This window comes from Tatumella morbirosei (assembly GCF_000757425.2).
GTDB lineage: Bacteria > Pseudomonadota > Gammaproteobacteria > Enterobacterales > Enterobacteriaceae > Tatumella > Tatumella morbirosei.
On sequence record NZ_JPKR02000003.1, the window covers coordinates 153,756 to 176,715 of the forward strand.

22 protein-coding genes are annotated in these 22,960 nt (G+C 52.4%); 17 read left to right on the forward strand and 5 right to left on the reverse strand.

Annotated features, from left to right (window positions below):
* Nucleotides 1-28: 28 nt before the first annotated feature.
* Nucleotides 29-2,188 carry a TonB-dependent receptor PqqU gene (pqqU, locus tag HA49_RS03595; RefSeq protein ID WP_084706357.1) on the reverse strand — a complete coding sequence of 720 codons (2,160 nt, stop codon included), beginning with the start codon at nt 2,186-2,188 and terminating at the stop codon, nt 29-31.
* Nucleotides 2,189-2,518: 330 nt separating this feature from the next.
* Here pqqU and HA49_RS03600 point away from each other — a divergent pair, with 330 nt between their 5' ends.
* The 8 genes from HA49_RS03600 to pqqF all read left to right on the forward strand — a co-directional run bounded on the left by HA49_RS03600 (nt 2,519) and on the right by pqqF (nt 10,202).
* Entirely contained in the window at nt 2,519-3,391 is an 873-nt protein-coding gene (locus tag HA49_RS03600) for an NAD(P)-dependent oxidoreductase (protein WP_038020577.1), read from the forward strand.
* A 64-nt stretch (nt 3,392-3,455) separates the two neighbouring features.
* Complete coding sequence (locus HA49_RS03605; protein ID WP_038020578.1) at nt 3,456-4,469, forward strand: dipeptidase; 1,014 nt, start codon at nt 3,456-3,458, stop codon at nt 4,467-4,469.
* 153 nt (nt 4,470-4,622) lie between these two features.
* Entirely contained in the window at nt 4,623-4,694 is a 72-nt protein-coding gene (gene pqqA / locus HA49_RS20770) for a pyrroloquinoline quinone precursor peptide PqqA (protein WP_072055929.1), read from the forward strand.
* A 63-nt stretch (nt 4,695-4,757) separates the two neighbouring features.
* Entirely contained in the window at nt 4,758-5,675 is a 918-nt protein-coding gene (gene pqqB / locus HA49_RS03610) for a pyrroloquinoline quinone biosynthesis protein PqqB (protein WP_038020579.1), read from the forward strand.
* A gap of 3 nt (nt 5,676-5,678) precedes the next feature.
* A complete protein-coding gene (gene pqqC, locus HA49_RS03615) occupies nt 5,679-6,434 on the forward strand; it encodes a pyrroloquinoline-quinone synthase PqqC (protein ID WP_038020580.1) in 756 nt (251 codons plus the stop codon).
* A gap of 2 nt (nt 6,435-6,436) precedes the next feature.
* Nucleotides 6,437-6,721, forward strand: a complete 285-nt coding sequence (gene pqqD / locus HA49_RS03620; protein ID WP_425427702.1) for a pyrroloquinoline quinone biosynthesis peptide chaperone PqqD — start codon at nt 6,437-6,439, stop codon at nt 6,719-6,721.
* A complete protein-coding gene (gene pqqE / locus HA49_RS03625; protein WP_038020582.1) occupies nt 6,708-7,847 on the forward strand; it encodes a pyrroloquinoline quinone biosynthesis protein PqqE in 1,140 nt (379 codons plus the stop codon). The genes pqqD and pqqE overlap by 14 nt, the downstream gene beginning before the upstream one ends.
* Before the next feature lie 3 nt (nt 7,848-7,850).
* The gene (pqqF, locus tag HA49_RS03630) at nt 7,851-10,202 is read left to right on the forward strand and encodes a pyrroloquinoline quinone biosynthesis protein PqqF (protein WP_038020583.1); all 2,352 of its coding nucleotides are present in this window, start codon (nt 7,851-7,853) and stop codon (nt 10,200-10,202) included.
* 27 nt (nt 10,203-10,229) lie between these two features.
* On the opposite strand, the gene dld is transcribed toward pqqF, so the two are convergent.
* The 4 genes from dld to HA49_RS03645 form a co-directional block, all read right to left on the reverse strand.
* A complete protein-coding gene (gene dld / locus HA49_RS03635) occupies nt 10,230-11,927 on the reverse strand; it encodes a D-lactate dehydrogenase (RefSeq protein ID WP_038020584.1) in 1,698 nt (565 codons plus the stop codon).
* Between the two features lie 326 nt (nt 11,928-12,253).
* Entirely contained in the window at nt 12,254-12,688 is a 435-nt protein-coding gene (locus HA49_RS03640; RefSeq protein ID WP_425427703.1) for a nitroreductase family protein, read from the reverse strand.
* Nucleotides 12,689-12,737: 49 nt separating this feature from the next.
* Nucleotides 12,738-12,902: a nitroreductase family protein gene (locus tag HA49_RS21730; protein WP_245610147.1), complete on the reverse strand. Its 165-nt coding sequence runs from the start codon at nt 12,900-12,902 to the stop codon at nt 12,738-12,740.
* 129 nt (nt 12,903-13,031) lie between these two features.
* Entirely contained in the window at nt 13,032-13,649 is a 618-nt protein-coding gene (locus HA49_RS03645) for a trimeric intracellular cation channel family protein (RefSeq protein WP_038020585.1), read from the reverse strand.
* Between the two features lie 345 nt (nt 13,650-13,994).
* On the opposite strand from HA49_RS03645, the gene yddG reads away from it, so the two are divergent.
* From yddG to phoC, 9 genes are all read left to right on the forward strand, one after another.
* Nucleotides 13,995-14,912, forward strand: coding sequence for an aromatic amino acid DMT transporter YddG (yddG, locus tag HA49_RS03650; protein WP_038020586.1), 918 nt, complete (start codon nt 13,995-13,997; stop codon nt 14,910-14,912).
* Between the two features lie 32 nt (nt 14,913-14,944).
* Nucleotides 14,945-15,583 (forward strand): glutathione S-transferase family protein, encoded by a 639-nt coding sequence (locus tag HA49_RS03655; RefSeq protein ID WP_038020587.1) that lies wholly within the window; start codon nt 14,945-14,947, stop codon nt 15,581-15,583.
* 198 nt (nt 15,584-15,781) lie between these two features.
* Nucleotides 15,782-16,681, forward strand: coding sequence for a Kdo hydroxylase KdoO (kdoO, locus tag HA49_RS03660; protein WP_046791658.1), 900 nt, complete (start codon nt 15,782-15,784; stop codon nt 16,679-16,681).
* A 212-nt stretch (nt 16,682-16,893) separates the two neighbouring features.
* Nucleotides 16,894-17,982, forward strand: a complete 1,089-nt coding sequence (locus HA49_RS03665) for an ABC transporter ATP-binding protein (RefSeq protein WP_046791659.1) — start codon at nt 16,894-16,896, stop codon at nt 17,980-17,982.
* A 42-nt stretch (nt 17,983-18,024) separates the two neighbouring features.
* On the forward strand, nt 18,025-19,293 hold the full coding sequence (locus tag HA49_RS03670; protein ID WP_038020588.1) for an ABC transporter substrate-binding protein: 1,269 nt from the start codon (nt 18,025-18,027) through the stop codon (nt 19,291-19,293).
* Nucleotides 19,290-20,213 carry a carbohydrate ABC transporter permease gene (locus HA49_RS03675; protein WP_084706358.1) on the forward strand — a complete coding sequence of 308 codons (924 nt, stop codon included), beginning with the start codon at nt 19,290-19,292 and terminating at the stop codon, nt 20,211-20,213. The genes HA49_RS03670 and HA49_RS03675 overlap by 4 nt, the downstream gene beginning before the upstream one ends.
* Nucleotides 20,201-21,043: a carbohydrate ABC transporter permease gene (locus HA49_RS03680; RefSeq protein WP_046791660.1), complete on the forward strand. Its 843-nt coding sequence runs from the start codon at nt 20,201-20,203 to the stop codon at nt 21,041-21,043. Before HA49_RS03675 ends, HA49_RS03680 begins: the two co-directional genes overlap by 13 nt.
* A 12-nt stretch (nt 21,044-21,055) precedes the next feature.
* Nucleotides 21,056-21,970: a metallophosphoesterase gene (locus HA49_RS03685; protein WP_038020589.1), complete on the forward strand. Its 915-nt coding sequence runs from the start codon at nt 21,056-21,058 to the stop codon at nt 21,968-21,970.
* 144 nt (nt 21,971-22,114) lie between these two features.
* Nucleotides 22,115-22,861, forward strand: a complete 747-nt coding sequence (gene phoC, locus HA49_RS03690; protein ID WP_046791661.1) for an acid phosphatase PhoC — start codon at nt 22,115-22,117, stop codon at nt 22,859-22,861.
* Nucleotides 22,862-22,960 lie beyond the last annotated feature (99 nt).

The following is a 22,960-nucleotide window of genomic DNA, read 5'->3' on the forward strand; positions in this document are numbered from 1 at the left end:
CAGTTCAGCCTGTCCGGGGGATAGGGAATTAACGGAAGGCGTAACTTACGTTCAGCCCGACCCCATAGTTACGGCCGGGGGCTGGTTCGTAATACCGACCGTTACTCTCATCGACGATCACTGAACCGACATATTTCTTGTTAAACAGATTATCGACAGTCCCGGAAACATCCACCGTCCAGTTCTGTACCAGCCATTTATAGCCGGTATTCAGTGAGGTGATGGTATATGCCGGAGCATTGACCGTGTTCTGGTCATTGGCTTCAATATGGCTCATATAGCGGATATCTGCGCCAGCATACCAGCCCGCTTCCGGCGCATATTCCAGCCCCGCATAGGCCATATTTTTGGCAATTCCCGGAATCCGCATACCGGTACAGTCAGCTTTGGTACAACTGTTGCTAAGATAACGGGCATCCAGCAGTGTCCAGGCCATTTTTAACTGCCAGTTTTCGGCAAACTGTTGCTCGAAGCCCAGTTCCAGACCACGGCGTCGGGTTTTCCCTGCATTGGTATAGGTAGCGCGACCATCGGTTGTTCCGGCAGAAACAATTTCATTTTTGGTGTCGGTCTGGAATACCGCAGCGGTCAGTAAACCGTAGCCAATGCGTTTTTTGGTACCCCATTCGATAGTTTTGTTGGTGGAGGGTTTCAGCCCCAGATTCAGCCCTTTTTGACCATTCGGACGGTAGGATAACTCAGTGATAGTCGGCGTCTCGAAACCTTTACCGGCAGACAGATAGGTATTCCAGCTATCATCAATGGCATATTTTAGTGACGCTGCCGGCAGCCATTGGTGATATCGGGTACCGCCGCTGTCATCACCGTTCGACAGATAGTGATCATGGGAGGAGAAACTGACGCTGCTGTAACGCAATCCGGCATCCAGCGACCACTGATCCGAAAGCTGCCACGCCGTTTGCAGATACGGGTCCAGATTCCACATCTTGTTATTTTCGTTACGCCGCAGAGAGCCTTTTTCGCCGTAATCCTGGATGTCGGTCGAGGTCCCGGTGTAGTTGTTATAACCTTTGCGCAGCTCCGTCATGGTTTCATAATCCAGCCCGCCGGTAATACTTAGCGGGATGCTGAACAAGCTATCGCGGTGCGTCCAGCGGACATCAATGCCCTGATAATGGCGGGTCAGGTCAATCACTCCGCCAGAATGGTCGGTAGACGTAGCCTGTTTTGCTGCGGGAATAGACTGATACTGTACGGTGCTACGAATACCGGCATAAGTCATGACACTCAGGTCATCATTATCGCCAAACGAACGTACATAATGCAGTCCTGCCTGGGTCTGATCGACCGATTTTCGCGCATTGTACAGATTCACATAAGGGGCAACCTGTTTCGGATTAGCCTTCCACATATCAGAAGTCAGACCACCAGGGTCATAAGCATCGATATGCACGGTGTTAAATAGCAGGGTCAGGGTGCTGTCATCGTCAATCCGCACTCCCAGCCGGGCATTGGCCAGGTTTTTCTCTGCACTGCTGTGGTTGCGGTAGCCGTGGGTGGTAAAACGCGATACCGAGGCTGTATAATCGACATCTCCCGCATGAGTGCCATCGCCGACCGAACCGCTGGCTTTCATGCTGTTGCGCCAGCTGCCATAACTGCCATACCAGCTACCAACGGAGACCGTGTCTGGCTTTTTCCCTTGCTGAGTGACGACATTGATCACCCCTCCGGAGCTGTTGCCATACAGAGCAGAGAATGGCCCGCGCAGTACATCGACGTGGTCAATGGTAGAGATGTCGATATTAGACGTCTGTCCCTGACCGTCCGGCATAGTCGCAGGAATACCGTCAACATAAATCCGCAGTCCACGGACACCGAAGGTCGAACGGGCGCCGAAGCCACGCACCGACAGTTGCAGGTCCTGGGCGTAATTTTGCCGGTTAAGAATTTGCAGTCCCGGAATACCGGCCAGTCCTTCTGATAAATTGACCTGCGGTGCGGCCTGACGCATTTCGTCACCATAGGCGACACTGACCGCCGCCGGAGTATCCAGTTCAGACAGCCCGCTGGTGGAAGGTGCGGCCGTAACAATCATGGTTGGCGATTGTGCCTGTTTCGGCTGAGTGATAGTGGTGGATGTCGTGGTCGCCGCAAAAACCCCGGCCGGTAATAAGACCGGTAGCATCAGCGTGGCTTTAAGCTGTGGTAATTTAATAATTTTCATTAATGAAAGGCTCGCAAAAAGGTGTTGCGTAGCAGGAAAAAAACTCCCCCTGAAGAGGGGGAATGCTACCTCTTTTTTTTACGCTTGTTAAAGTGTAATTGTTTTTACCTGATAAAAAGACCCCGGCTGAGCGAGCGTATTTTTGTATCATACTGAATTAACGAAGGTTAATAATTATCCTGTCGGGCGGAAGATCCTTATTAATAATAAAAAAATGGTTATATTAAGACACACTAATTATATGCATTTGCCGGACAAATTACCCGTAGGTAACATGTAATAAACATTTCCGGACAGTATCGGGAAATATTATCCATTAACGGAGGTCAAATGAGTCAACAACCGAAAGTATCCGTACTTGGACTGGGCGCCATGGGGCACGCATTTGCCGCAAACCTGCTTAAAAAAGGTTTCACTGTTCACGGATGGAACCGTAGCCCGGGCAAAGGGGACGATTTGCTCGCCAGTGGATTAATTCAGGCGGAAACAGTCAGCGAAGCCGTCAGTGACAGTGAAGTAGTGATCACGATGCTTTCTGATGGTGAAACCACATTAGCTGTGGTTAAGCAGGCTGCTGCTGCACTGCCTGCTGAGGCCATCCTCTGCCAGATGGGGACCCTTGGGGTAGAAGCGACCCGGCAAATTCAGGAGTACCTGGCTGAGCACCGTCCGGATGTGTTACTGCTCGACGCGCCGGTCTCCGGTACTAAGGCGCCGGCGGAAAATGCCCAGATTACTATCTTTGCCAGTGGCGATCGCAGCCGTGCCGCGGCCGCAGAAACGGTATTTGCGGCTATCAGTAAAGGTACGCTGTGGTTAGGTGACACCGGGGCCGGGGCTAAAATGAAACTGGTGGTTAACAGCTGGCTGATTGGTTTAATGCAAAGTCTGGCCGAGAGTGAATTACTGGCTGAGTCATTCGGTTTTACGCCGGATGATCTCTGGCAGGCCCTGGAAGGCGGGCCGCTGGCCCCTGGCTATGCCAAAGTGAAACTACAGATGATAAGCAGCGGTGATTTTACCCCACAGATGCAGCTGATCTGGGCACTTAAAGATGCCAGACTGGCGGTTGAAGCGGGTAATGCTCAGCAATTACCGGCTCTGAAAAACATCACTGAGCTGTGGCAACAGGCAGTGGATGATGGTTTCGGAGAACAGGACCTGGCCGTGATAAGTCAGTTTCTGGCTAACCGCAGTAAATAACCACCGTCTGACGAGGCCGATGTCGGCTTCGTCATGGTCAGCAGCAAAATAATAGCGAATATCTATGTATATCGATGGTCACAATGATCTGCTGATGCAGTTATGGCTGAAACATCCTGACCAGCCGGAAGCGTTTTTTTTTGGTCACAATGAGGAAGGGCATCTGGATTTTCCGCGCATAAAACGCGGCCGGTTAGGAGTTGCCTTATTTGCCATCTTTGTTCCCCCCGAAAGCTATGTGGCTCAACACTTCCCTCACCGGTTACCCGCATTACAGGATAAAGTGCAGGTGATGTGGCAACAACTGGCTATCCTTGAAAGACTGGAAAGATTTTCCGCGGGCAGGGCGAAGATTTGCCGCACTGCGGTCGAACTACAACAGTGTCTGCATCAGGATGTGCTGGGGATGGTTGCTCATATCGAAGGAGCCGATGCTCTGGATACTGACGGTGAGTTATTGCAGGCTTTTCATCAGGCGGGGGTAAGGAGTTGCGGCCCGTTCTGGAATACTCCCAATGCGTTTGGTGAGGGGATTACCGGCAGTTTTCCTGGATCTCCGGACAGTGGGCCGGGGCTGAGCCCCGAGGGCATCCGTTTCATTCGCCAGTTGCAATCCCTGAAAATGTTAACTGATGTCTCACATATGAATCAGCGGGCATTTTATGATACAGCCCGTTACAGTCAGCAGCCGCTGGTCGCCACCCATTCAAATGCCCATGCCCTTTGTCCACAGCCCCGAAATCTGACCGATGAACAGCTGAAGGTTATCGCAGGAAGTGGAGGGTTGGTTGGGGTAAATTTCGGTAATGCTTTTCTGCGATCCGATGGCAGAAGAGATGAAAACACGCCTTTGACCGAGATTACACGGCATCTGTGCTATCTGATTGACACTGCCGGAGAAGACCATGTCGGGCTGGGTTCCGACTTCGATGGTACGGCGGTGCCGGCAACGCTGAAAGATGTCACCGGAATTCCCCTGATAGAACAAAGTCTTTATGATGAAGGGGTTAGCGAAAGGGTGATCCGAAAAGTGTGTCACGGCAACTGGTTACGAATTCTTAATCATTTTATGCAGTAATCTGTAAAACCGCCCATCTTTTCATTGACCTTGGTTTGACATTGGCGCAACATTTGTCTGCCTGAAGAGCAAATCACTGGCGGCTTATGCTGCCGAAGATAGCCATTTCAGCGGTTTTTACATCTTTTCATTTGCAACATTGAGGTCAACATTATGTGGAAAAAACCTGAATTTATCGATATGCGTCTGGGCATGGAAGTGACTCTGTACATTTCTAACCGTTAATTTTTTTCGGTTCCCCGATGGCCGCCAACTGGCGGCCGTTATCGTTAAGTCAAAGAGTAATCTATGTTTATCAAAGTGCTTGGCTCTGCTGCCGGCGGTGGTTTCCCGCAGTGGAACTGTAATTGCACCAATTGCAAAGGGCTGCGTGACGGTTCCCTGAACGCCCATGCCCGCACCCAGTCTTCAATAATTATCAGTGATAATGGTGAAGACTGGGTGTTATGTAACGCGTCCCCTGATATTTCACGACAGATCTTTCTTACCCCGGAACTGATTAAACATGATGTTCTGCGCGGTACCGCAATTGGCGATATTATTCTGACCGACAGTCAGATAGACCATACCACCGGTTTACTCAGCCTGCGTGAGGGGTGCCCACACCGGGTATGGTGTACGGACGAAGTTCATCAGGATTTAACCACGGGTTTTCCGGTGTTCCCGATGCTGAAGCACTGGAATGGTGGTTTACAGCACCATCCGGTCAGTCCGCTGCAACCCTTTCGTACGACGGTATGCCAAAACCTGCAGTTTACTGCCGTGCCTATTCTCAGCAATGCGCCGCCGTATTCCCCGTATCGTGATAAACCACTGCCCGGCCACAATGTGGCTTTGTTCGTCGAAAACAGTGCCAATGGCAAAACCTTGTTTTATGCCCCGGGGCTGGGTGAGCCAGATGAAGTGATCTTACCCTGGCTGAAAAAGGCAGATTGTCTGCTGATTGACGGAACGGTGTGGCAGGATGATGAGCTGCTCAGCACCGGCGTGGGTAAAAATACCGGCCGTGCCATGGGACATCTGGCATTGTCTGAAGAGCAGGGGCTAATGAGCCTGCTGGCTACGTTACCGGCCAGTCGAAAAATTCTTATTCATATCAACAACACCAATCCGATCCTCGACGAGGACTCAGTTCAGCGTCAGTTCCTGCAACAACAGGGAATTGAGGTGAGCTTTGACGGAATGGCTATCCAGCTGCAGGATTAACCGATGATCATTACATCAACCCTGAGTCGTGAGCAGTTTGAACAAGCGTTGCGCGACAAAGGAGCGTATTATCACATTCATCATCCTTATCATATCGCGATGCATAACGGCGAAGCCACGCCGCAACAGATCCGTGGCTGGGTCGCAAACCGTTTTTACTATCAGACCAATATCCCGTTAAAAGACGCAGCTATCATGGCTAACTGCCCGGATCCGGCGACCCGGCGTAAATGGGTGCAACGTATTCTTGACCATGACGGAGATGGTGAACATGAAGGCGGCATCGAAGCCTGGCTGCAACTGGGAGAAGCCGTGGGATTATCCCGCGAAGACCTGTTGTCTGATAAGCACGTATTACCGGGCGTCCGGTTCGCGGTGGATGCCTATGTCAATTTTGCGCGTCGCGCCTGCTGGGAAGAGGCCGCCTGTAGCTCTTTGACCGAGTTATTTGCCCCACAAATTCACCAGTCGAGGCTCGACAGCTGGCCACAACACTATCCGTGGATCCAGGAACAGGGATATTTCTACTTCCGTAGTCGTCTGAGTCAGGCGCGCCGCGATGTAGAACATGGGCTGGAACTGGCACTGGATTATTTTGATACTGCGGCGAAGCAAAACCGGATGCTGGAAATATTGCAGTTCAAACTGGATATTCTCTGGACCATGCTGGATGCCATGACTATGGCCTATACTCTGGACAGACCTCCGTATCACACTGTGACAGATCAGCAGGTCTGGCACACAACCCGTCTGGTGTAATGATGAGTACTCAATCTTCTCCGGTGGTAAAATTTCGGCGCGGATACCGGCTACAGTGGGAAGCCGCGCAGGACTGTCATGTCATTCTCTATCCGGAAGGCATGGCGAAACTGAACGAAACTGCGGCAATGATCCTTGAACTGGTGGACGGTCAGCGAACGGTTTCTCAGATAATTACTGAACTAAATCAGCGTTTTCCCGAAGCCGGCGGGGTGGACGACGATGTCACTGATTTCCTGCAGGCGGCAGTAAAACAGAAATGGATAATGATGTATGAGTCTGAGTAAATCTGACATCAAGGCCCCTCTGTGGCTGCTGGCAGAACTGACTTATCGTTGTCCGTTACAATGTCCGTATTGTTCTAACCCGCTGGATTTCGCCAGACAGAAAGAAGAACTGACCACCGAACAGTGGCTGACAGTGTTCCGCCAGGCCCGGGAGATGGGCAGTGTTCAGTTGGGCTTCTCCGGCGGCGAACCTCTGGTGCGTAAAGATCTGGCGGAACTGATTGCCGGCGCCCGGGAGCTGGGCTTCTATACCAACCTGATCACCTCGGGTATCGGTCTGACCCGCGAAAAACTGGATACCTTTGCCGAGGCCGGACTGGACCATATTCAGATAAGCTTCCAGGCCAGTGATGAGACCCTGAATGCCGCGCTGGCCGGTTCAGAGAAGGCCTTCCATCAGAAGCTGGAAATGGCAAAGGCAATCAAGGCGCATGGCTATCCGATGGTGCTCAATTTTGTGTTACACCGTCACAATATTGATCAAATGGACCGGATTATCGAGCTGTGTATCCAGCTGGAAGCCGATGATGTTGAGCTGGCGACCTGTCAGTTCTATGGCTGGGCGCAACTTAACCGTGAAGGGCTGTTGCCCACCCGTGAACAGATAGCCAGAGCCGAAGCCGTGGTTCAGCGTTACCGTGAAAAAATGCAGGCAGAGGGTAATCTGACCAATCTGCTTTTCGTGACGCCTGACTACTACGAAGAACGACCCAAAGGTTGTATGGGCGGTTGGGGGGCTATCTTTATGAACGTGACCCCGGACGGTATGGCGTTACCTTGCCACAGCGCCCGGCAGTTGCCGATTGAGTTTCCTTCGGTACTGGAAAATAGCCTGCAGCATATCTGGTATCACTCCTTTGGTTTTAACCGCTATCGTGGTTATGACTGGATGCCGGAACCCTGCCGCTCCTGTGATGAGAAAGAGAAGGATTTTGGCGGATGTCGTTGCCAGGCATTTATGCTGACCGGTAACGCCGATAACGCCGACCCGGTATGCAGCAAATCTGCCCATCATGACAAAATCCTGCAGGCGCGCCGCGAAGCGGATTGCAGTGAAGTTAAGGTCTCGCAGTTGCGTTTCCGTAATCAGAAAAACTCCAAAGTAATTTTTACTTCGCAGGGTTAACCGATGACGGAGCATGGCATTACCCGGGTTCTCAGTCAGGGACTGACGGTCCGTCTGATTGCCGCGCCGGACCTGTCGGCGGCTTCGGCGTGCCTCAGTACCCCGGCGGGCAGCTTTCATGAACCGGAACGCTGGCCCGGGCTCGCTCATTTACTGGAACACCTGCTATTTCAAAGTGGTCAGGGATTTCAGGGAGATGGGCGGCTGATGCCATGGATTTCTGCCCGTCAGGGCAGAGTCAATGCCACCACTGGTCTGAGTCAGACTCTCTTCTATTTCGATTGTCGGGTCGAGGATTTACAGGGGGGGCTGGCCCGGTTACTGGATATGGTTAATGCACCGGTATTCGCTGCGGATACGGCCGAACGTGAGACCCGCGTTATCGAGGCTGAGTACCAGTTACTGAGCCAGCAAGCCCGTACCCTGATGGGGGCTTTTTTCCACTCACGTGTCAGCTCACCGACGGTTTACCACCGTTTTGTGGTCGGAAATCACCGTACACTGTCCGGTGATTTACCGGCGTTGTTGCAGGCATTGGATGATTTTTTCCGACAGCATTATCGGGCAGATAAGCTGACGCTGACGATACGAGCCCCTCTCACGCTGCCAGAACTGCAACAGATCCTGCAATCTCTGCCCGAACTGACGATGCCCTCTCAGCCATCTCTGCCCGGGGATGTCGCTGCTGCAGATTTCCCTGTGGCTTCGCGGGCCCTATATCCCGGGCAGTTGCTGCAACTGCCCGGGGATGTCCATCATTGTCTGGAGATGGTGGTTGCCGACCCCGGGGGAGAACTGCTGGCAGCGGTTCCGCTGCTACAGGCACTATTTGAAGATGCAGCCCCCGGCTCACTTCGTCACCACTGGACTGAGCAGGGGGTTTGTCGGGAAATGACCCTGGAAGTTATCAGTAGCGCCACAGGAACTCTTTGGCTGATGGTGCATCTGATACGTCCGGCATCGACGCCTCTGCCGGCGGGATGGCTGACGGCGGCATGGCAGCTCTGGCTGCAGCAAGTGACGGAATTATCCCCTGAACGGGTTGCTCACTATCAGCAACTGGCTAAACGTCAGTTCTGCTTACTGAGCCCGATGGAGCAAATCCGCAGAATAGTCAGCGGACAGGCTGTGTCAGATAAGCCTGTCTACCCGCTGGCACTGGCATTATTAGCGCAGCCACCGAATGAATTACAGACCTGCGATCGATTGAACAGTGCTGTGCACAGTGCCTGTGGTTTTCCTTGTGTGACAGAAACCCAGACCCTGTCCGGTGATTGCGGCGTTTTACCGGACAACGGTTTTGTCTTTTATCCGCAGATGCTTGCGCCACCTGAAACAGCGACAGGCCATTCCGCCGCGATACCACAGGGATGGCGACATTTCAGGGCTACGGGGGCTCAGGTAGAGATAGTGATGCGTCCGGTGCAGGGCACGGTCCTGAGCGCGGCACAGGCCGCGCGCTTAGCACAAATTTTACAGCCAGTGTTCAGCCTCGCACGCCATTGCGGAGGAGAGGCCGCAATTATATCCCTGCATGGTGTGAACTGGTTGACGGTGTCGGTGGCGAAAGCGAAAGATGCGGAAATAGTATGTCTCTGGCTGGCGAAGCTTTGGCCGACAGACCTTGTTATAGAATCCAGTGACCCACAGCAAATCCTGATTCGCCGCTTGCTGGCGGAATTTCCGTCAATGCTGGCCTCTACAGCAGAATGCCCTGACTGGTCAGGTGCTATCCGGTGCAGCGATTTGGCGCTGTTTTCGAGGCTCAGTGAAATTTTACAGCAACGTCTCCCTGTACCGGCACCGATGCAGACACCGCCCGGCACAGTCTGCGCCGGTCGCAGCCTGCACCAGCCAGAGAGCCACGGCGATAATGGCCTGCTGTTCTTTATGCCATTACCCGGCGGGACAGAAGGTGATATTGTGGCTGCCAAAGCGTTAGCTGCCCTCTACCAGCCTGCGTTCTATCACTGGCTGCGCGAAGAGCTTTCGGTGGGTTACGTGGTTTCCTGCCACTATCAGCAGTTTATCAATACTCCGGGTATACTGTGTGTGCTGCAGTCTCCGGGGTACGATTGCCAACAGCTGTCCCTCTGGTGTCAGCAATTTTTCAGCCGGATGACCCCACAGGTAGAACAACTGGCAGAGGCACCGCAAGTCAATGCACCTCAGCCATTACATCATCACCGGTCAATTCTGCGGGCGATGGAACAGCTTGATCCGCTAATCCGCGCTGCGGCCTGCCCTGAACAGGAACAAACCCCGTCGGTTGTCCGGTTGCAACAACTGCACAACTACTGGGCTGCGCATACCGAAGAGGCGATACAACTCAGTTGCGGGCGTCCTGTGCAGTAAAAATCCACGGGTACGCCCTGACAGCCCTTATTCCGCCCAGAATTTTTTGCGGCTGGTCTTTCCAATGCCAGGGTTGCAGGTATTGGTAGGATCAAGTTCACGCCAGTGCTGAGCATGCTCACAGGATGCGTGGTAAAGGTGCCCGACATTGTGTTCAGCCGGATAGCGGGCACCCCGTTGTTCAAGATAATCCATCACATCCTGTTTAAATTTCTTCGCGTCAACACCTGCTTTCAGGACATAGTCCTGATGATTGACAAAGCAGAAGAAGTGACCACAGCAGGAATCGGCCTGCACCTGGGCTGCCAGGTGCGGAGGCAGGTCAATACGCCAGCGCGTGTCATTTCGGCGTAAGGCAACATCAAAAGCGATCAGCCGCTCATTGGTGTTGTACCCAAGATAGTCACAATAAGAGATAGTGCAGCCACCGACGGCAAAACGTACCAGAAACGCATCTGTGGCTTCCCGCTCATCACACAGAAAATATTCACCGGGGCGATGGCTGAAAAACTCTTCCAACAGGGCAGTCAGTTGTGCAGACTGGCGCTCTTCCACTTTGATCATCAGATGATGAACGAAGCGCTGGCGATAGGCCATAATCCGTGGGGCAACAAACGACGGGGTAATCTGATTGAAGCCCTGAATCAGCTTATCGACGAAATTATGCGGCAGCACCCGGGCGTGTTTAACCCGCACATCCCAGCGAGCTTTATTGGCCATCAGGCCGGGAATAGCCTGCGGGCCAAGTTTACGTATCGCCAGGAACATATGTTTGGCATAACGCAACGTCAGGTCAAAAGCTCCTGCATGGATATATTCGGCCTGCAGGGGGAGCTCTTCCATCTTTTCCAGCAGAAATTTACGCAGTTCTACCAGTTCGGTTTCGTCATTACTGCCGATGTAGAAGGTTTTGGTAGCTTCACTGGCTTCAAAGGTCGGTAACCGTGCCGCAAATACCACCAGTTTACCGGCACACCCGGCACTGTCGTGTAAATAGCGGACGTCGCCATTAAACCGTGCAGGAGAGGCTGATTCGGTATCGCGCAACTGTTCGGCGTAGTCATCCGCCCAGATTTTACCCTGCCAGTCATCGGCATCACCGGTTGTATAATCGCGGGTTTCCAGGGCATTAATCATTCTTTCGGGAGTATCCCCGAGGTGAATCCCCAGATGATTGACCAGTTCCAGTTTGCCGTCTTCAGTAATGCGGGCAAACAGTGACTTTTCGGTAAAGGCAGGGCCACGACGTATCAGTGACCCGCCGGAGTTATTGCACAAGCCGCCAATCACTGATGCGCCGATACAGGAGGAACCAATCACGGAGTGGGGTTCACGGTGCAGTGGTTTCAGAGCATCTTCCAGTTCAGTCAGAGTGGTGCCAGGGAAGGCGATCACCTGCTGATGGTTGTCAATAATCTGAACCCCTTTTAGTAACCGGGTACTAATGATCACAATATCGCGATCATAGTCATTACCGTCCGGGGTTGAGCCCCCGGTAACCCCGGTATTCGAGGCCTGCATCAGAATAATCACATCTTCTGCGACGCAGGCTTCCAGAAGCTGCCAGAGCTGTAACAGGGTCTGGGGGAGTGCGACAGCCAGGGCTTCCCCCTGACCGATACGGAATCCTTTGGTGTAAAATGCTTTGTCATCTTCGCTCACTAAAACCTGCTTGTCTCCCGCGATTTCATGCAGCTTGCGGATCAGCTCCTGACGGTTGTTCATCTATCCTTTCTGCCTTTTATTCTTCATTTTGCTTTGATGCCTGTGGACGGATTGAGGTGATACTGCCGGAAGCAGCGTCCCGTAGCGTTTCTGCGGAGGCAGTGCGATAGCGTTACGGATCACCAACATATGAAAGCGCTTTTTTCACCGGGAAGAAAGGGGCGGGATAAAAAAAACTTATCAGGCTGACAGAATATCTCCGTCACAAGGGGGAAGGAGGTGGATTATGTCGTGATTGGGAGAGAAAAATACAATCTGTTAACATGAAGGGAGGGCAACGGTACCAGAGTGCCGGCTTCCCCTGCCGTCCGGCAGGGGATACCTGATTACAGATTTGTAATCACATCCTGTTCGCTGAAACGGGATTTCGGCAGTTGTGCATTGAAGTCTTTTTCTTCGCTGTTAAAACCGACTGAAGCGACCACCAGACTATGCAAGCCTTTCTCTTTCAGGCCCAGCACTTCATCCATTTTTTCAGGATCAAAACCTTCGATCGGGGTCGCATGCAGGCCCATAGCGGCAGCCCCCAGCAGCAGAAAACCCAGCGAAATATAAGCCTGATGCTCCAGCCAGTGACGCTTACTCTCATCATCACCGGTAAAGGCCTCAATATACTGACGACGCCCCTTATCCTGAGCGTCAGCACTGGCCTGGTCTTTAAACCGGCCATCTTTGGTTTCCTGTGCGTGTACGGCAGCAAGGTGCTGATCATCTAACTGGTTAATCGTCGCAAACACGACCACCATTGCGGCGTTCTGCACCTTAGCTGCATTGAACTCTCGGATGCCGGGTAAAATCTGAGCTTTACCTTCATCGCTGGTGACAGCAAAAAAAATGCCAGGGTTGCAGATTCAGTGATGACGGGCTGTAACGTAATAAATCCAGCAATTGCTGGTGCTGTTCTGGCGTCAGTTTTTTCTCTGAGTCATAGGCCTTGCTAGTGAAGCGTTGTTTGGCAATCTCAACAATATTCATGTAAACCACCTCTGAAATATCAAACATCCCAACGGGATAAAATTGTGGCGGTAAACTAACAATTTCAACTTCAGACGACCAGTCTGATTCACCGGCTCCGGCACTAATGGTTAAAGCCCGACGCCACGCTTAAAAATATTTATTCGCGATAGTCTTCAGTGTGATGTTGTACTTCAGTGACAGCAGCCTGATCAGGGTACAGACCACAATAGACAGCCAGATACTGTATTGCTCAGGGATAATGCCGGCGGAACCCAGCAGTTCAATACCGGCGCCAATCAGGGCAGCACTGGCATAAATTTCTTTGGTAAAAATTACCGGAGTTTTACCGACCAGTACATCACGCAGACAACCGCCGCCCACGGCGCTGATGCAGCCCATCAGTATGGAGAATTCAACATTTTGGGTGTATAACCAGGCTTTATTGGCCCCAAAGGCGGCAAAGAAACCTAGCCCGAGAGCATCAAAAAACATGGCCGGTTTTTCAAAGGAAAACACCAGCTTCTGAAAATAAGAGAGCAGGGTGATGGCCAGGATCACACAGCCAAAATACTCAATGTTAACCAGTCCGGCAGGTGGGGTTGCCCCCAGGCAGAGATCGCGAATACATCCACCGCCGATGGCGGTGACAAATGACAGAGCGAAAACACCGAACAGATCAAAGCGGTTTCTGACGCCGACCGTCGCGCCACTTAGTGCAAACACGAAGGTGCCAAACAGGTCGATGAAATGTAAAAGTAAGCTCATAAGTTCTCAGTAAACAGGGCTACGGTTGATTAGGCCGGACTTACCGGCAGCACCGTTCTGCCCACCGGCGCAGGCACAATAAAGGTTTCGGCCAGGGAGCGCAATGCTTTCAGTTTCTGTGAGATCGTTGTTCGAATCTGCACCTCCCGGCAACCATCCTGGCGGCCCCACCACCGTCGATGCAGCGCTAATAAAACTATTATGAAAAGCGTGACAGTGATGCAGGGGGCGGATACTCTTGTGCATCTGAGAAATTAACAGAGCCTCCGCGACCTCTTAGTCCTGCAGGTCGGCGACCGCTGGTCTTTGCTGGTAGTGGTAGCGTTTGAATGATGAGAATATTTAATGAATTCCGCTAAAGCGACGCTGACTGGCTTAGTTGCTATCCTGTTATGGAGTGCCAACGTTGGTTTAATCAAACATGTCAGTGAAGGTTTTGGTGCCGTGGCAGGAGCTGCCCTGATTTATACCTGTAGTGCTCTGGTACTGCTGTTCACGGCGGGTTTTCCGAAGCTGAAATCATTTTCTCGTGCTTATCTGATGATTGGCCCGGCATTGTTTGTCAGCTATGAGGTCTGTTTATCGTTATCTCTGGGGTATTCTCAGAATGCGCAACAGGCTATTGAAGTGGGGATGGTGAACTATCTGTGGCCGGCCATGACCGTGGTGTTAGGTATCATTGTCAACCGGCAGCGGGTTCACTGGATGATGGTCCCGGGTATAGTGGTCTCACTGGCGGGTATTTTGCTGGTGCTGTCGGGGGATAAGCCGCCGTCCTGGCAACAAATCACAGAGAATATCAGTGTTAACCCGTTAAGTTATGGACTCGCGTTCGCCGGGGCGATCATCTGGGCGGTATATTGTGTGGTGACGCAAAAGCTGGCTGGCGGTAACAACGGAATTACCTTTTTCTTTATTCTGACGGCCCTGACTCTGTGGGTGAAATACCTGTTCACTGCGGATGTCGGGATGAGTTTTTCTGTGCCATCCACCGTCAGTCTGGTGCTGGCAGCGTTAGCCATGGGGTTGGGTTACGGAGCATGGAATATTGGAATTTTGCACGGCAATGCCAGTCTGCTGGCCACCGTGTCTTATTTTATCCCGGTACTTTCCTCACTACTGGCCTCAGTAATGTTGCATTCTGCGTTGACACTCTCTTTCTGGCAGGGGACGGCGATGGTTTGCCTGGGGTCACTGGTGTGCTGGTTGGCGACCCGAACCGCAGGCAAGAAACGATCAGCCGCGGCCAGACAACCGCAGTAACTATCCGAATTTCTGGTTAACCGGAGGCTGTAATGATAGAAATCTGGGGACGTAAAACCTCGTCCAATGTACAGGCCGTAATGTGGGCTGTGGCAGAATTGGGTCAGCACTACAAACGTTACGATATCGGACACCGTTTTGGGGGTAATGATACTCCGGAATTTCTTGCCATGAACCCTAACGGCACAGTGCCAGTGATTAAGGTGAATGGCGGAGAGCCACTGTGGGAAAGCGGGGCAATTCTGCGTTATCTGGCCGCTCTCTATGGCGATGAAAACTTCTGGCCGACTCAGGCTCGTCAGCGTTGCGTTGTCGACCAGTGGGCGGAGTGGTCAAAGATTAATATTGCCCTGAATTTTACCGCCCCTGTTTTTTGGGTCCTGGTGCGTACCCCGGCAGAACAACGCAATATCCAGGCATTGACTGCCGGTGTGCAGAAACTGGTGCATTTTCTGAAGATTGCAGAGCAACAGTTGAGTCACCAGCCCTATCTGGCGGGGCAACATCTGACTCTGGCGGATATTCAGTTCGGCCATACACTGTATCGTTATTTTGACCTGGATTTTCAGCGTCCGGAACTTCCGGCACTGGCCGGCTACTATCAGCGACTCACCGAACGGCCGGCCTACCGTGAGCATGTGATGGTCAGCTACGAAGAATTACGCGCCTGATCCTCACCCGGCCGTCATTCAGGCGGCCCTTTATCGAATCTTCCTGTGCGGTATTGCCCACCTCTGACTGCGGCCACTCGCGATAGCCCGGTTGTCTGTATTTTACCCAAATGCGATTAACTCGCATTTTTGGCTTTCCATTATCAATTAAACTCTATTACTCTTTGCTTCATAAGATTATTAAACAAGGAGTCAACAATGCTGAAAAATCAGCTGCGTTATGACGATGTTATCCTTACGTTGCCTCTGAATGACTGGGCAGGGGGCGAAAACTTTAGCCGCCAGGCGCTGACAGCGCTGGAACAAGGGGCGGTACTTAGCCTGCCTCAGCTAGGTTTTCCGCTGACTGACGAAGAACGGTTGCTATTAAAGGAAGAAACGGTTGAACCTGGTCGTAAAAATATCAGCTACCGTGCCCAAAGTGAGCAGCTGTTCGGTGTGGCGAATAAAGCCGATGAGAAAGTGGTCCGTACGTTATTGCAACGCCATTATCAGGCCTGCAACCGACTGATCTCCGGTTTGCTGCCCGCCTATGTTCCGGTTCTGCATACCCCGATAAACACCCTGCGGGTTCATCCTGTCGCGGTCTGGAAAAAAGGCAGTTCATGGCGAAAAGATGACAGCCGTCTGCATGTCGATGCTTTCCCTTCACGCCCTATTCAGGGGGAGCGGATATTACGAATCTTTACCAACATTAACCCTCACGGTGAATCCCGTGTCTGGCGTGTCGGTGAGCCGTTCCCGTCGCTGGCTAAACAATTCCTGCCACAGGTTGGACGCTATCACGCACTAAGCTGTTGGGTTCAGCAAAAACTGGGCATTACTAAGAGTTACCGGACCCGGTATGATCATATTATGCTGGGCCTGCATGATGCGATGAAGGCAGATCAGGACTACCAGAAGTCAGGCGCTCAGATTGAAGTGCAGTTTCCGCCCGGCAGCAGTTGGATCTGCTTTTCTGACCAGACACCTCATGCGGCAATGTCAGGACAGTTTATGCTGGAACAAACCTTTTTGTTACCCGCGAAAGATATGGTCAGCCCACAGTATTCTCCCTTACGCACCCTGGAAGCAATGTTGGGCAGGTCATTAATCTGAGTACTGAGTCACACCGGTGATCCACCGGTGACATGTTACCCCCTGATGTATGTTATTCCTCTGAAATTCTGCAACCGCCGGTCACCGGCGGAGCAGGTATCATCCTGTAAACTATCCCCGTTTTATCCGTCATAAAACTGACATCTTATGTTCACCTGTCTGACATCAGATGCGCGTAGCCTGGCTGCGTATCTTTTTCGTCGGATATTTTTATGACTTATCTGGTATTACATCAGCTACAGACCACCCGGGGAGACAGAGTCATCCTCAATGATATGAGCTTCCAGGTGGCAGAAGGCGAATTTCTGGCAATCCTCGGCCCGTCGGGCTGTGGCAAAACGACTTTGCTCCGCACTCTCGCGGGACTGGAAACGTCTGACCACGGACAGATTTATCTGCAACAGCAGGAAGTCGGTCACTTACCTCCCTCACAGCGCAAACTCGCCATGGTATTTCAGTCGTACGCACTGTTCCCGCATCTGAGCATACGCGAGAACCTGCTTTTCGGGCTGCGGGCGCGCCGTGAAGATAGACAGAGCTTTCAGCAACGGCTGAACGAAGTGGTTGAATTACTGGAATTAGGGAATTATCTGGACCGCCAGCCCGGTGAGCTCTCCGGGGGCCAGCAACAGCGGGTAGCCCTTGGCAGGGCCATTATTGCCCGCCCAAAACTTTGCCTGATGGATGAGCCATTGTCGAACCTGGACGCTCGTTTACGCCAGACGATGCGCCGTGAAATCCGTCAGTTACAACAAAAACTCGGTCTGACCATGTTGTACGTCACCCATGACCAGACCGAAGCCATGAGTATGGCTGACCGTATCCTGCTGATGAATCAGGGGTGTATCGAACAACTGGGAACACCCGCAGATCTTTACCTGCAACCGGCGTCTGAGTTTGTTGCCGGATTTATCGGAGCTCCGCCGATGAATCTGTTTCCTTTGTCGCTGGTACACCCGCAGCGCTGTTTTCCACCCGGGTCAGCAGAGGCTGAATCTGTCACCCTGGGTCTTCGGGCCGAGGCACTGACACTGACGGCACCCGCCGAGGGTCGGTTGAAGGTGACCATTATCAGCCATGAGTTCATGGGCGCTGATACGCGAATCCAGTGTCGGCCAGAGGGCAGTCAGGCGATTCTGACCGTGAAAATGAACGGACTTCGTCATTTCACGCCAGGCACGCTGGCAGGGCTGGACTGGCAGGCGCAGGCAGAATATCGGTTCGATCGTCTTACCGGCCTGAGGATTGCAGGACCTGTGACGACCACCGATCAGGGCGTGGCTCTGCATGCGTTTTCTTAACTTAATTAAACTTTGTTCATTCTCTGACATTCTGAGGAAACTATGGCTCCATTACGTCTGTCGCTGATGGCGGCACTGCTGGCTGCAAGTTGTGCCTGCGCGGCTGAACCGGTCACCCTGCAAATGTATTATCCGATAGCTGTCGGTGGAAAAATCACCGCCACGGTTGACGGGCTGGTGTCAGATTTCGAAAAGACTCATCCGGATATCGTGATTAAACCGGTCTACACCGGAGATTATGCGACCACTGTCACTAAAGCCCTGACGGCTTTTCGTGGAGGCAATCCGCCACAGTTGGCAGTGATAGGCGATATTGAGGTCTATTCGTTGAAAGATGCCGGTGCGATAATCCCGGTGTCTGATCTGGCGAATGATGCCGAAGGCAAAAAATGGATTAACGGGTTCTATCCGGCATTTATCCGTCATATCGACGGCAAGGTCTGGAGTATCCCTTTCCAGCGTTCCACGGTGGTGTTGTACTGGAACAAAGACGCCTTTAAACGAGCCGGTCTGAACCCGGATACACCCCCGCAAACCTGGCAGCAGGTCGAAGAATTTGGCCGCAAGCTGGTAGTAAAGCAGGGCGATACGGTTAGCCAGTGGGGAATCGAACTTCCCTCTACGCCAATTGGTTATTGGGTTTTGCAGGCGATAGCGGCGACCAATGGCGCTACGCTCGATAATAACAAAGGGACAGCGGTGACCTTCAATACACCGCAAACAGCACAGGCACTTAGCTGGATGCACGCTCTGGCGAGTCAATATGGTATTTCCCCGCCAGGTGCCATCAACTGGGGAACGACGCCGCAGGACTTCCTCGAAGGTAAAACCGCCATGATGGTCACAACCACCGGTAACCTCGGCACCGTCCGTAGTACCGCAAAATTTCCGTTTGGTGTAGCAATGCTGCCGGAAAAAACCCAGCGTGGCAGCCCGACCGGCGGCGGTAACCTCTATCTGTTTAAAGGAGCCACTCCGGCACAACAGCAGGCGGCTTTGAGTTTTATGCGCTGGGTCTCGGCACCTGAACAGGCTGCCCGCTGGAGCATTGCCACCGGTTATGTGGCAACCTCTCCGGCGGCCTGGGAAACCACGCAGATGAAGGAATATGTTAAACAGTTCCCTCAGGCGCTGGTAGCCCGCGATCAGCTGAAATACTCACAGCCCGAGTTATCGACTTATAACAGTGTCCAGATTCAGCAACTGCTCAACCATGCCGTAGAAGCGGTTGTGACCGGCAGTAAAACAGCCCCGCAGGCGCTGGAATCGGCCCAGCAGCAGGCTGACCGGATACTGAAGCGCTACCAATGACACAGTTAACCTCCGCGCTCAACTCTGTCAGGACACTGAGGTCAGCATCGGCCTTAAGAACCCAACTCTATGGCTATCTGCTGTTAATGCCGGCGCTGGTGTTTCTGCTGGCATTTACCCACTATCCCGCACTGGCAACGTTGTGGGACAGCCTGAGAAGTGCTCCGCACGGCACAACCCCCGGCAAGTTTGTCGGGGCAGCTAACTATTTGTCGGTATTTAGTGATGATGTGTTCCGCCAGTCACTTATCAACAACCTGAAATATGCACTGATTACCATCCCGGCCTCGGTGATACTGGCATTGCTGATGGCGATGGCGGTCAATCGCGGCATGAAAGGTGACGGTTGGGTCAGAACGGTCTTTTTTATGCCCGCGTTACTGCCGATGGTGGCGATTGCCAATCTGTGGCTGTTTTTCTACTCGCCGCAAACGGGTCTGTTAAACCAGCTAATGGCCTGGTTTGGCTTACCGGCACATAACTGGCTCGGGGATCCGGACAGCGCCTTGTACTGCCTGATGGCTGTGACAGTGTGGCGGGAAGCGGGTTTTTTTATGATTTTTTACCTGGCCGGTTTACAGCAGATCGACCCACGGCTGGCGGAAGTCGCCAGGGTGGAAGGTGCAGGCAGAGGATATTTTTTTCGGCGGGTTCAGTGGCCACTGCTGATGCCCACCACCTTATTTATTCTGATCAATGCCACGATGAATGCGTTTCGTATCGTTGATCAGGTGATATCCATGACCAATGGTGGTCCGGATAACAGTACCAGCCTGCTGCTGTTTTATATCTATCAGACGGCCTTCAGTTTCTGGGATACCGCCTCTGCGGCCGCCATGACCATGGTGCTGCTGGTGCTGCTTGGAACGGTCGCCATCCTCAAATTTCGTTTTATGGACAAGCGCGCATGGTATCAATAGCTGTTTCCGGACGTGCTTCCCGCCGTTCCGGACTAACCCTGCTGGTGAATTTACTTATCGGGGCCGGCGCGCTTTTCTGGGCGCTGCCACTTCTCATTGCGGTGTGGGTTGCCTTTCATCCGGTCAGCGATCAGGCCAGTTTCCGGCTGTTGTCGCCATTGACGTTACAAAACTTTGTCACCGCCTGGCACAGTGCACCTTTTGCTCAGTACTTTATTAATACCACTTTACAGGTATTGCTGATTGTCTCGGCTCAGCTGGTGCTGGCGACCCTGGCCGCTTATGCGCTGGTGCGGTTCCGGTTAAAAGGCGGCGGCTTTATTTTTGCATTGATCCTGCTGCAACTGATGATAAGCCCCGATGTATTGATTCTGAATAACTACAAAACCATCAGCGCGCTGGGGCTCAGGGATACTCTCACCGGGATTGCTTTACCGTATTTTGCCTCGGCTTTCGCCATCTTTTTGCTGCGTCAGACCTTCAAGAGTATCCCGCTGGTGCTGGAAGAGGCTGCCATTATTGAGGGGGCCAGCCGGATGATGATCCTTTGGCGAGTGTATGTTCCGTTGGCCTTTCCGGTGTATGTCGCATTTATTCTGGTGTCTGTCAGCTTCCACTGGAACGATTTTCTCTGGCCGCTGGTGATCACCGATTCTGTTAACGTCAGACCGCTGACGGTGGGGTTACAGCTGTTTTCTGCGCCGGAACAGGGGATTCAGTGGGCGCTGATTAGTGCCGGGACTCTGATGACTTCGGCACCGTTACTGGTGATGTTTCTGCTGTTTCAGCGTCAGTTTGTTCAGTCATTTATGCGGGCAGGGATCCGCTAACCGGAGTATTGCATGTGTGAGTTAAGTGCTGCCCAACGCCAGGCGCTGGCAGATATCGCGCCAGTCTATCAGTTACCGGATATCACTGAAAAACAACCGAAGCGGTTAAGAGTTGCTCTGCTGGCCGATCCACAGTTTGCTGATATCAGCCCCGATTATGGCAAAGGCTTGTATTACCCCTCGGCGCTGAAAAAACTCCCGGCACTGTTCAGCCAACTGAATGCGATGGATCTCGATCTGGTGGTGACGCTGGGGGATATTGTGGATCGCGAATGGCAGGATTATCAGCAGATACTACCGCTCTATGATCAGTTGAAACACCCGCATCTGTTTATCACCGGTAATCATGATGCGGCAGTGATCAGTCGTCAGTTGGAACGTCATTCACCGGTCTTGCCGCTACCTAAGCATTATTTTGCCTTGCAGACCGACAATTACCGGTTACTGGCGCTGGATGGCAACGATATCAGTTTTTATGCCACTTCGGCACAACCCGAAGAACGCCGCCAGGCAGAGCAGTTCTATGCGGCTCTCACTATTGCCCGCGAACCGCAGGCGCAAACCTGGAATGGGGGTATTGGCCAGCAGCAGTATCTGTGGATTGAACAGCAGTTAACGCAAGCACATCGTCAGCAGCAACAGGTGATAGTGTTAGGCCATTTCCCTTTGGCGCCTGCGGGTATCCATCGCCTGTGGAATGGCGAGCAAATCGCTGACCTGCTAACCCGCCACCGGGTGGTAGCCAGTTTTCATGGACACGACCACCGGGGAAGCCTTGACACCCGCCATAACACACAGTTTGTCACGTTGCGAGGATTACTGGATGGCGCAAGCACTGTGCCCTTTATGGTGGCAGATTTTTGCGGGCAGGGGATGACACTGACCGATCACCAGATACTGATCACTCCTGAGAGTGACGACATTTGATTTTTATCTTACGGCAAACATCAATATCATTCTTTAGCGGAGTAAAGCCGTTGTATTGAACTGTGATCGGTACATGAGAACCGGGAAAACGTGACATGGTAACGTTATCTTTCTCCGGGAATGTACCGATAACAGGACTTAATAATGACAAAAAAAACGACAGCGTTACTGATTTCCGCTTTACTTTTCAGTACCACCGCAGCCGCGGCAGTCACTCCCGCAGGGGATGATGCCACCACCAAACCCAATCTCTATTACCTTACCAACAGCCAGTCCATTGATAGTCTGGCTCTGTTGCCACCTCCGCCGGCTATCGGCAGTATCGCTTTTTTAAACGATCAGGCCATGTATGAGCAGGGGCGTTTACTGCGTAATACGCCACGCGGACGTCAGGCTGCTGATGATGCCAATCTGGACAGTGGTGGCATTGCTACTGCATTTTCGGCGGCATTTGGCCGCAATATCACGGCAAAAGATACCCCTCAACTGCATAAGTTACTGACCAATATGATCGAAGACGCCGGTGACCTGGCGACGCGTTCGGCCAAACAATACTATATGCGGATTCGGCCTTTTGCTTTCTATCAGGTGGCCACCTGTAATACCCGTCAGCAGGGTGAACTTTCCACTAACGGATCTTATCCTTCCGGACATACTTCCATCGGCTGGGCGACAGCTCTGGTGTTGGCAGAAATTAATCCACAGCGGCAGAATGAGATCCTGAAACGCGGCTATGAACTGGGGCAAAGTCGGGTCATTTGTGGTTATCACTGGCAGAGTGATGTAGACGCCGCACGGATTGTGGCCTCGGCGATTGTGGCAACACTACATACTTCTCCCGCCTTTATGCAGCAACTGGCAAAAGCCAAAGCGGAATTTTCGGGACGCTAATCCGGATGGCAAACAGAAGTTTTATCTCCTCTTAATATTTCCTTAATTTTTAGCGGCGATACTCTCCTGACAAACCAGACAGGAGAGTATGATGAACAA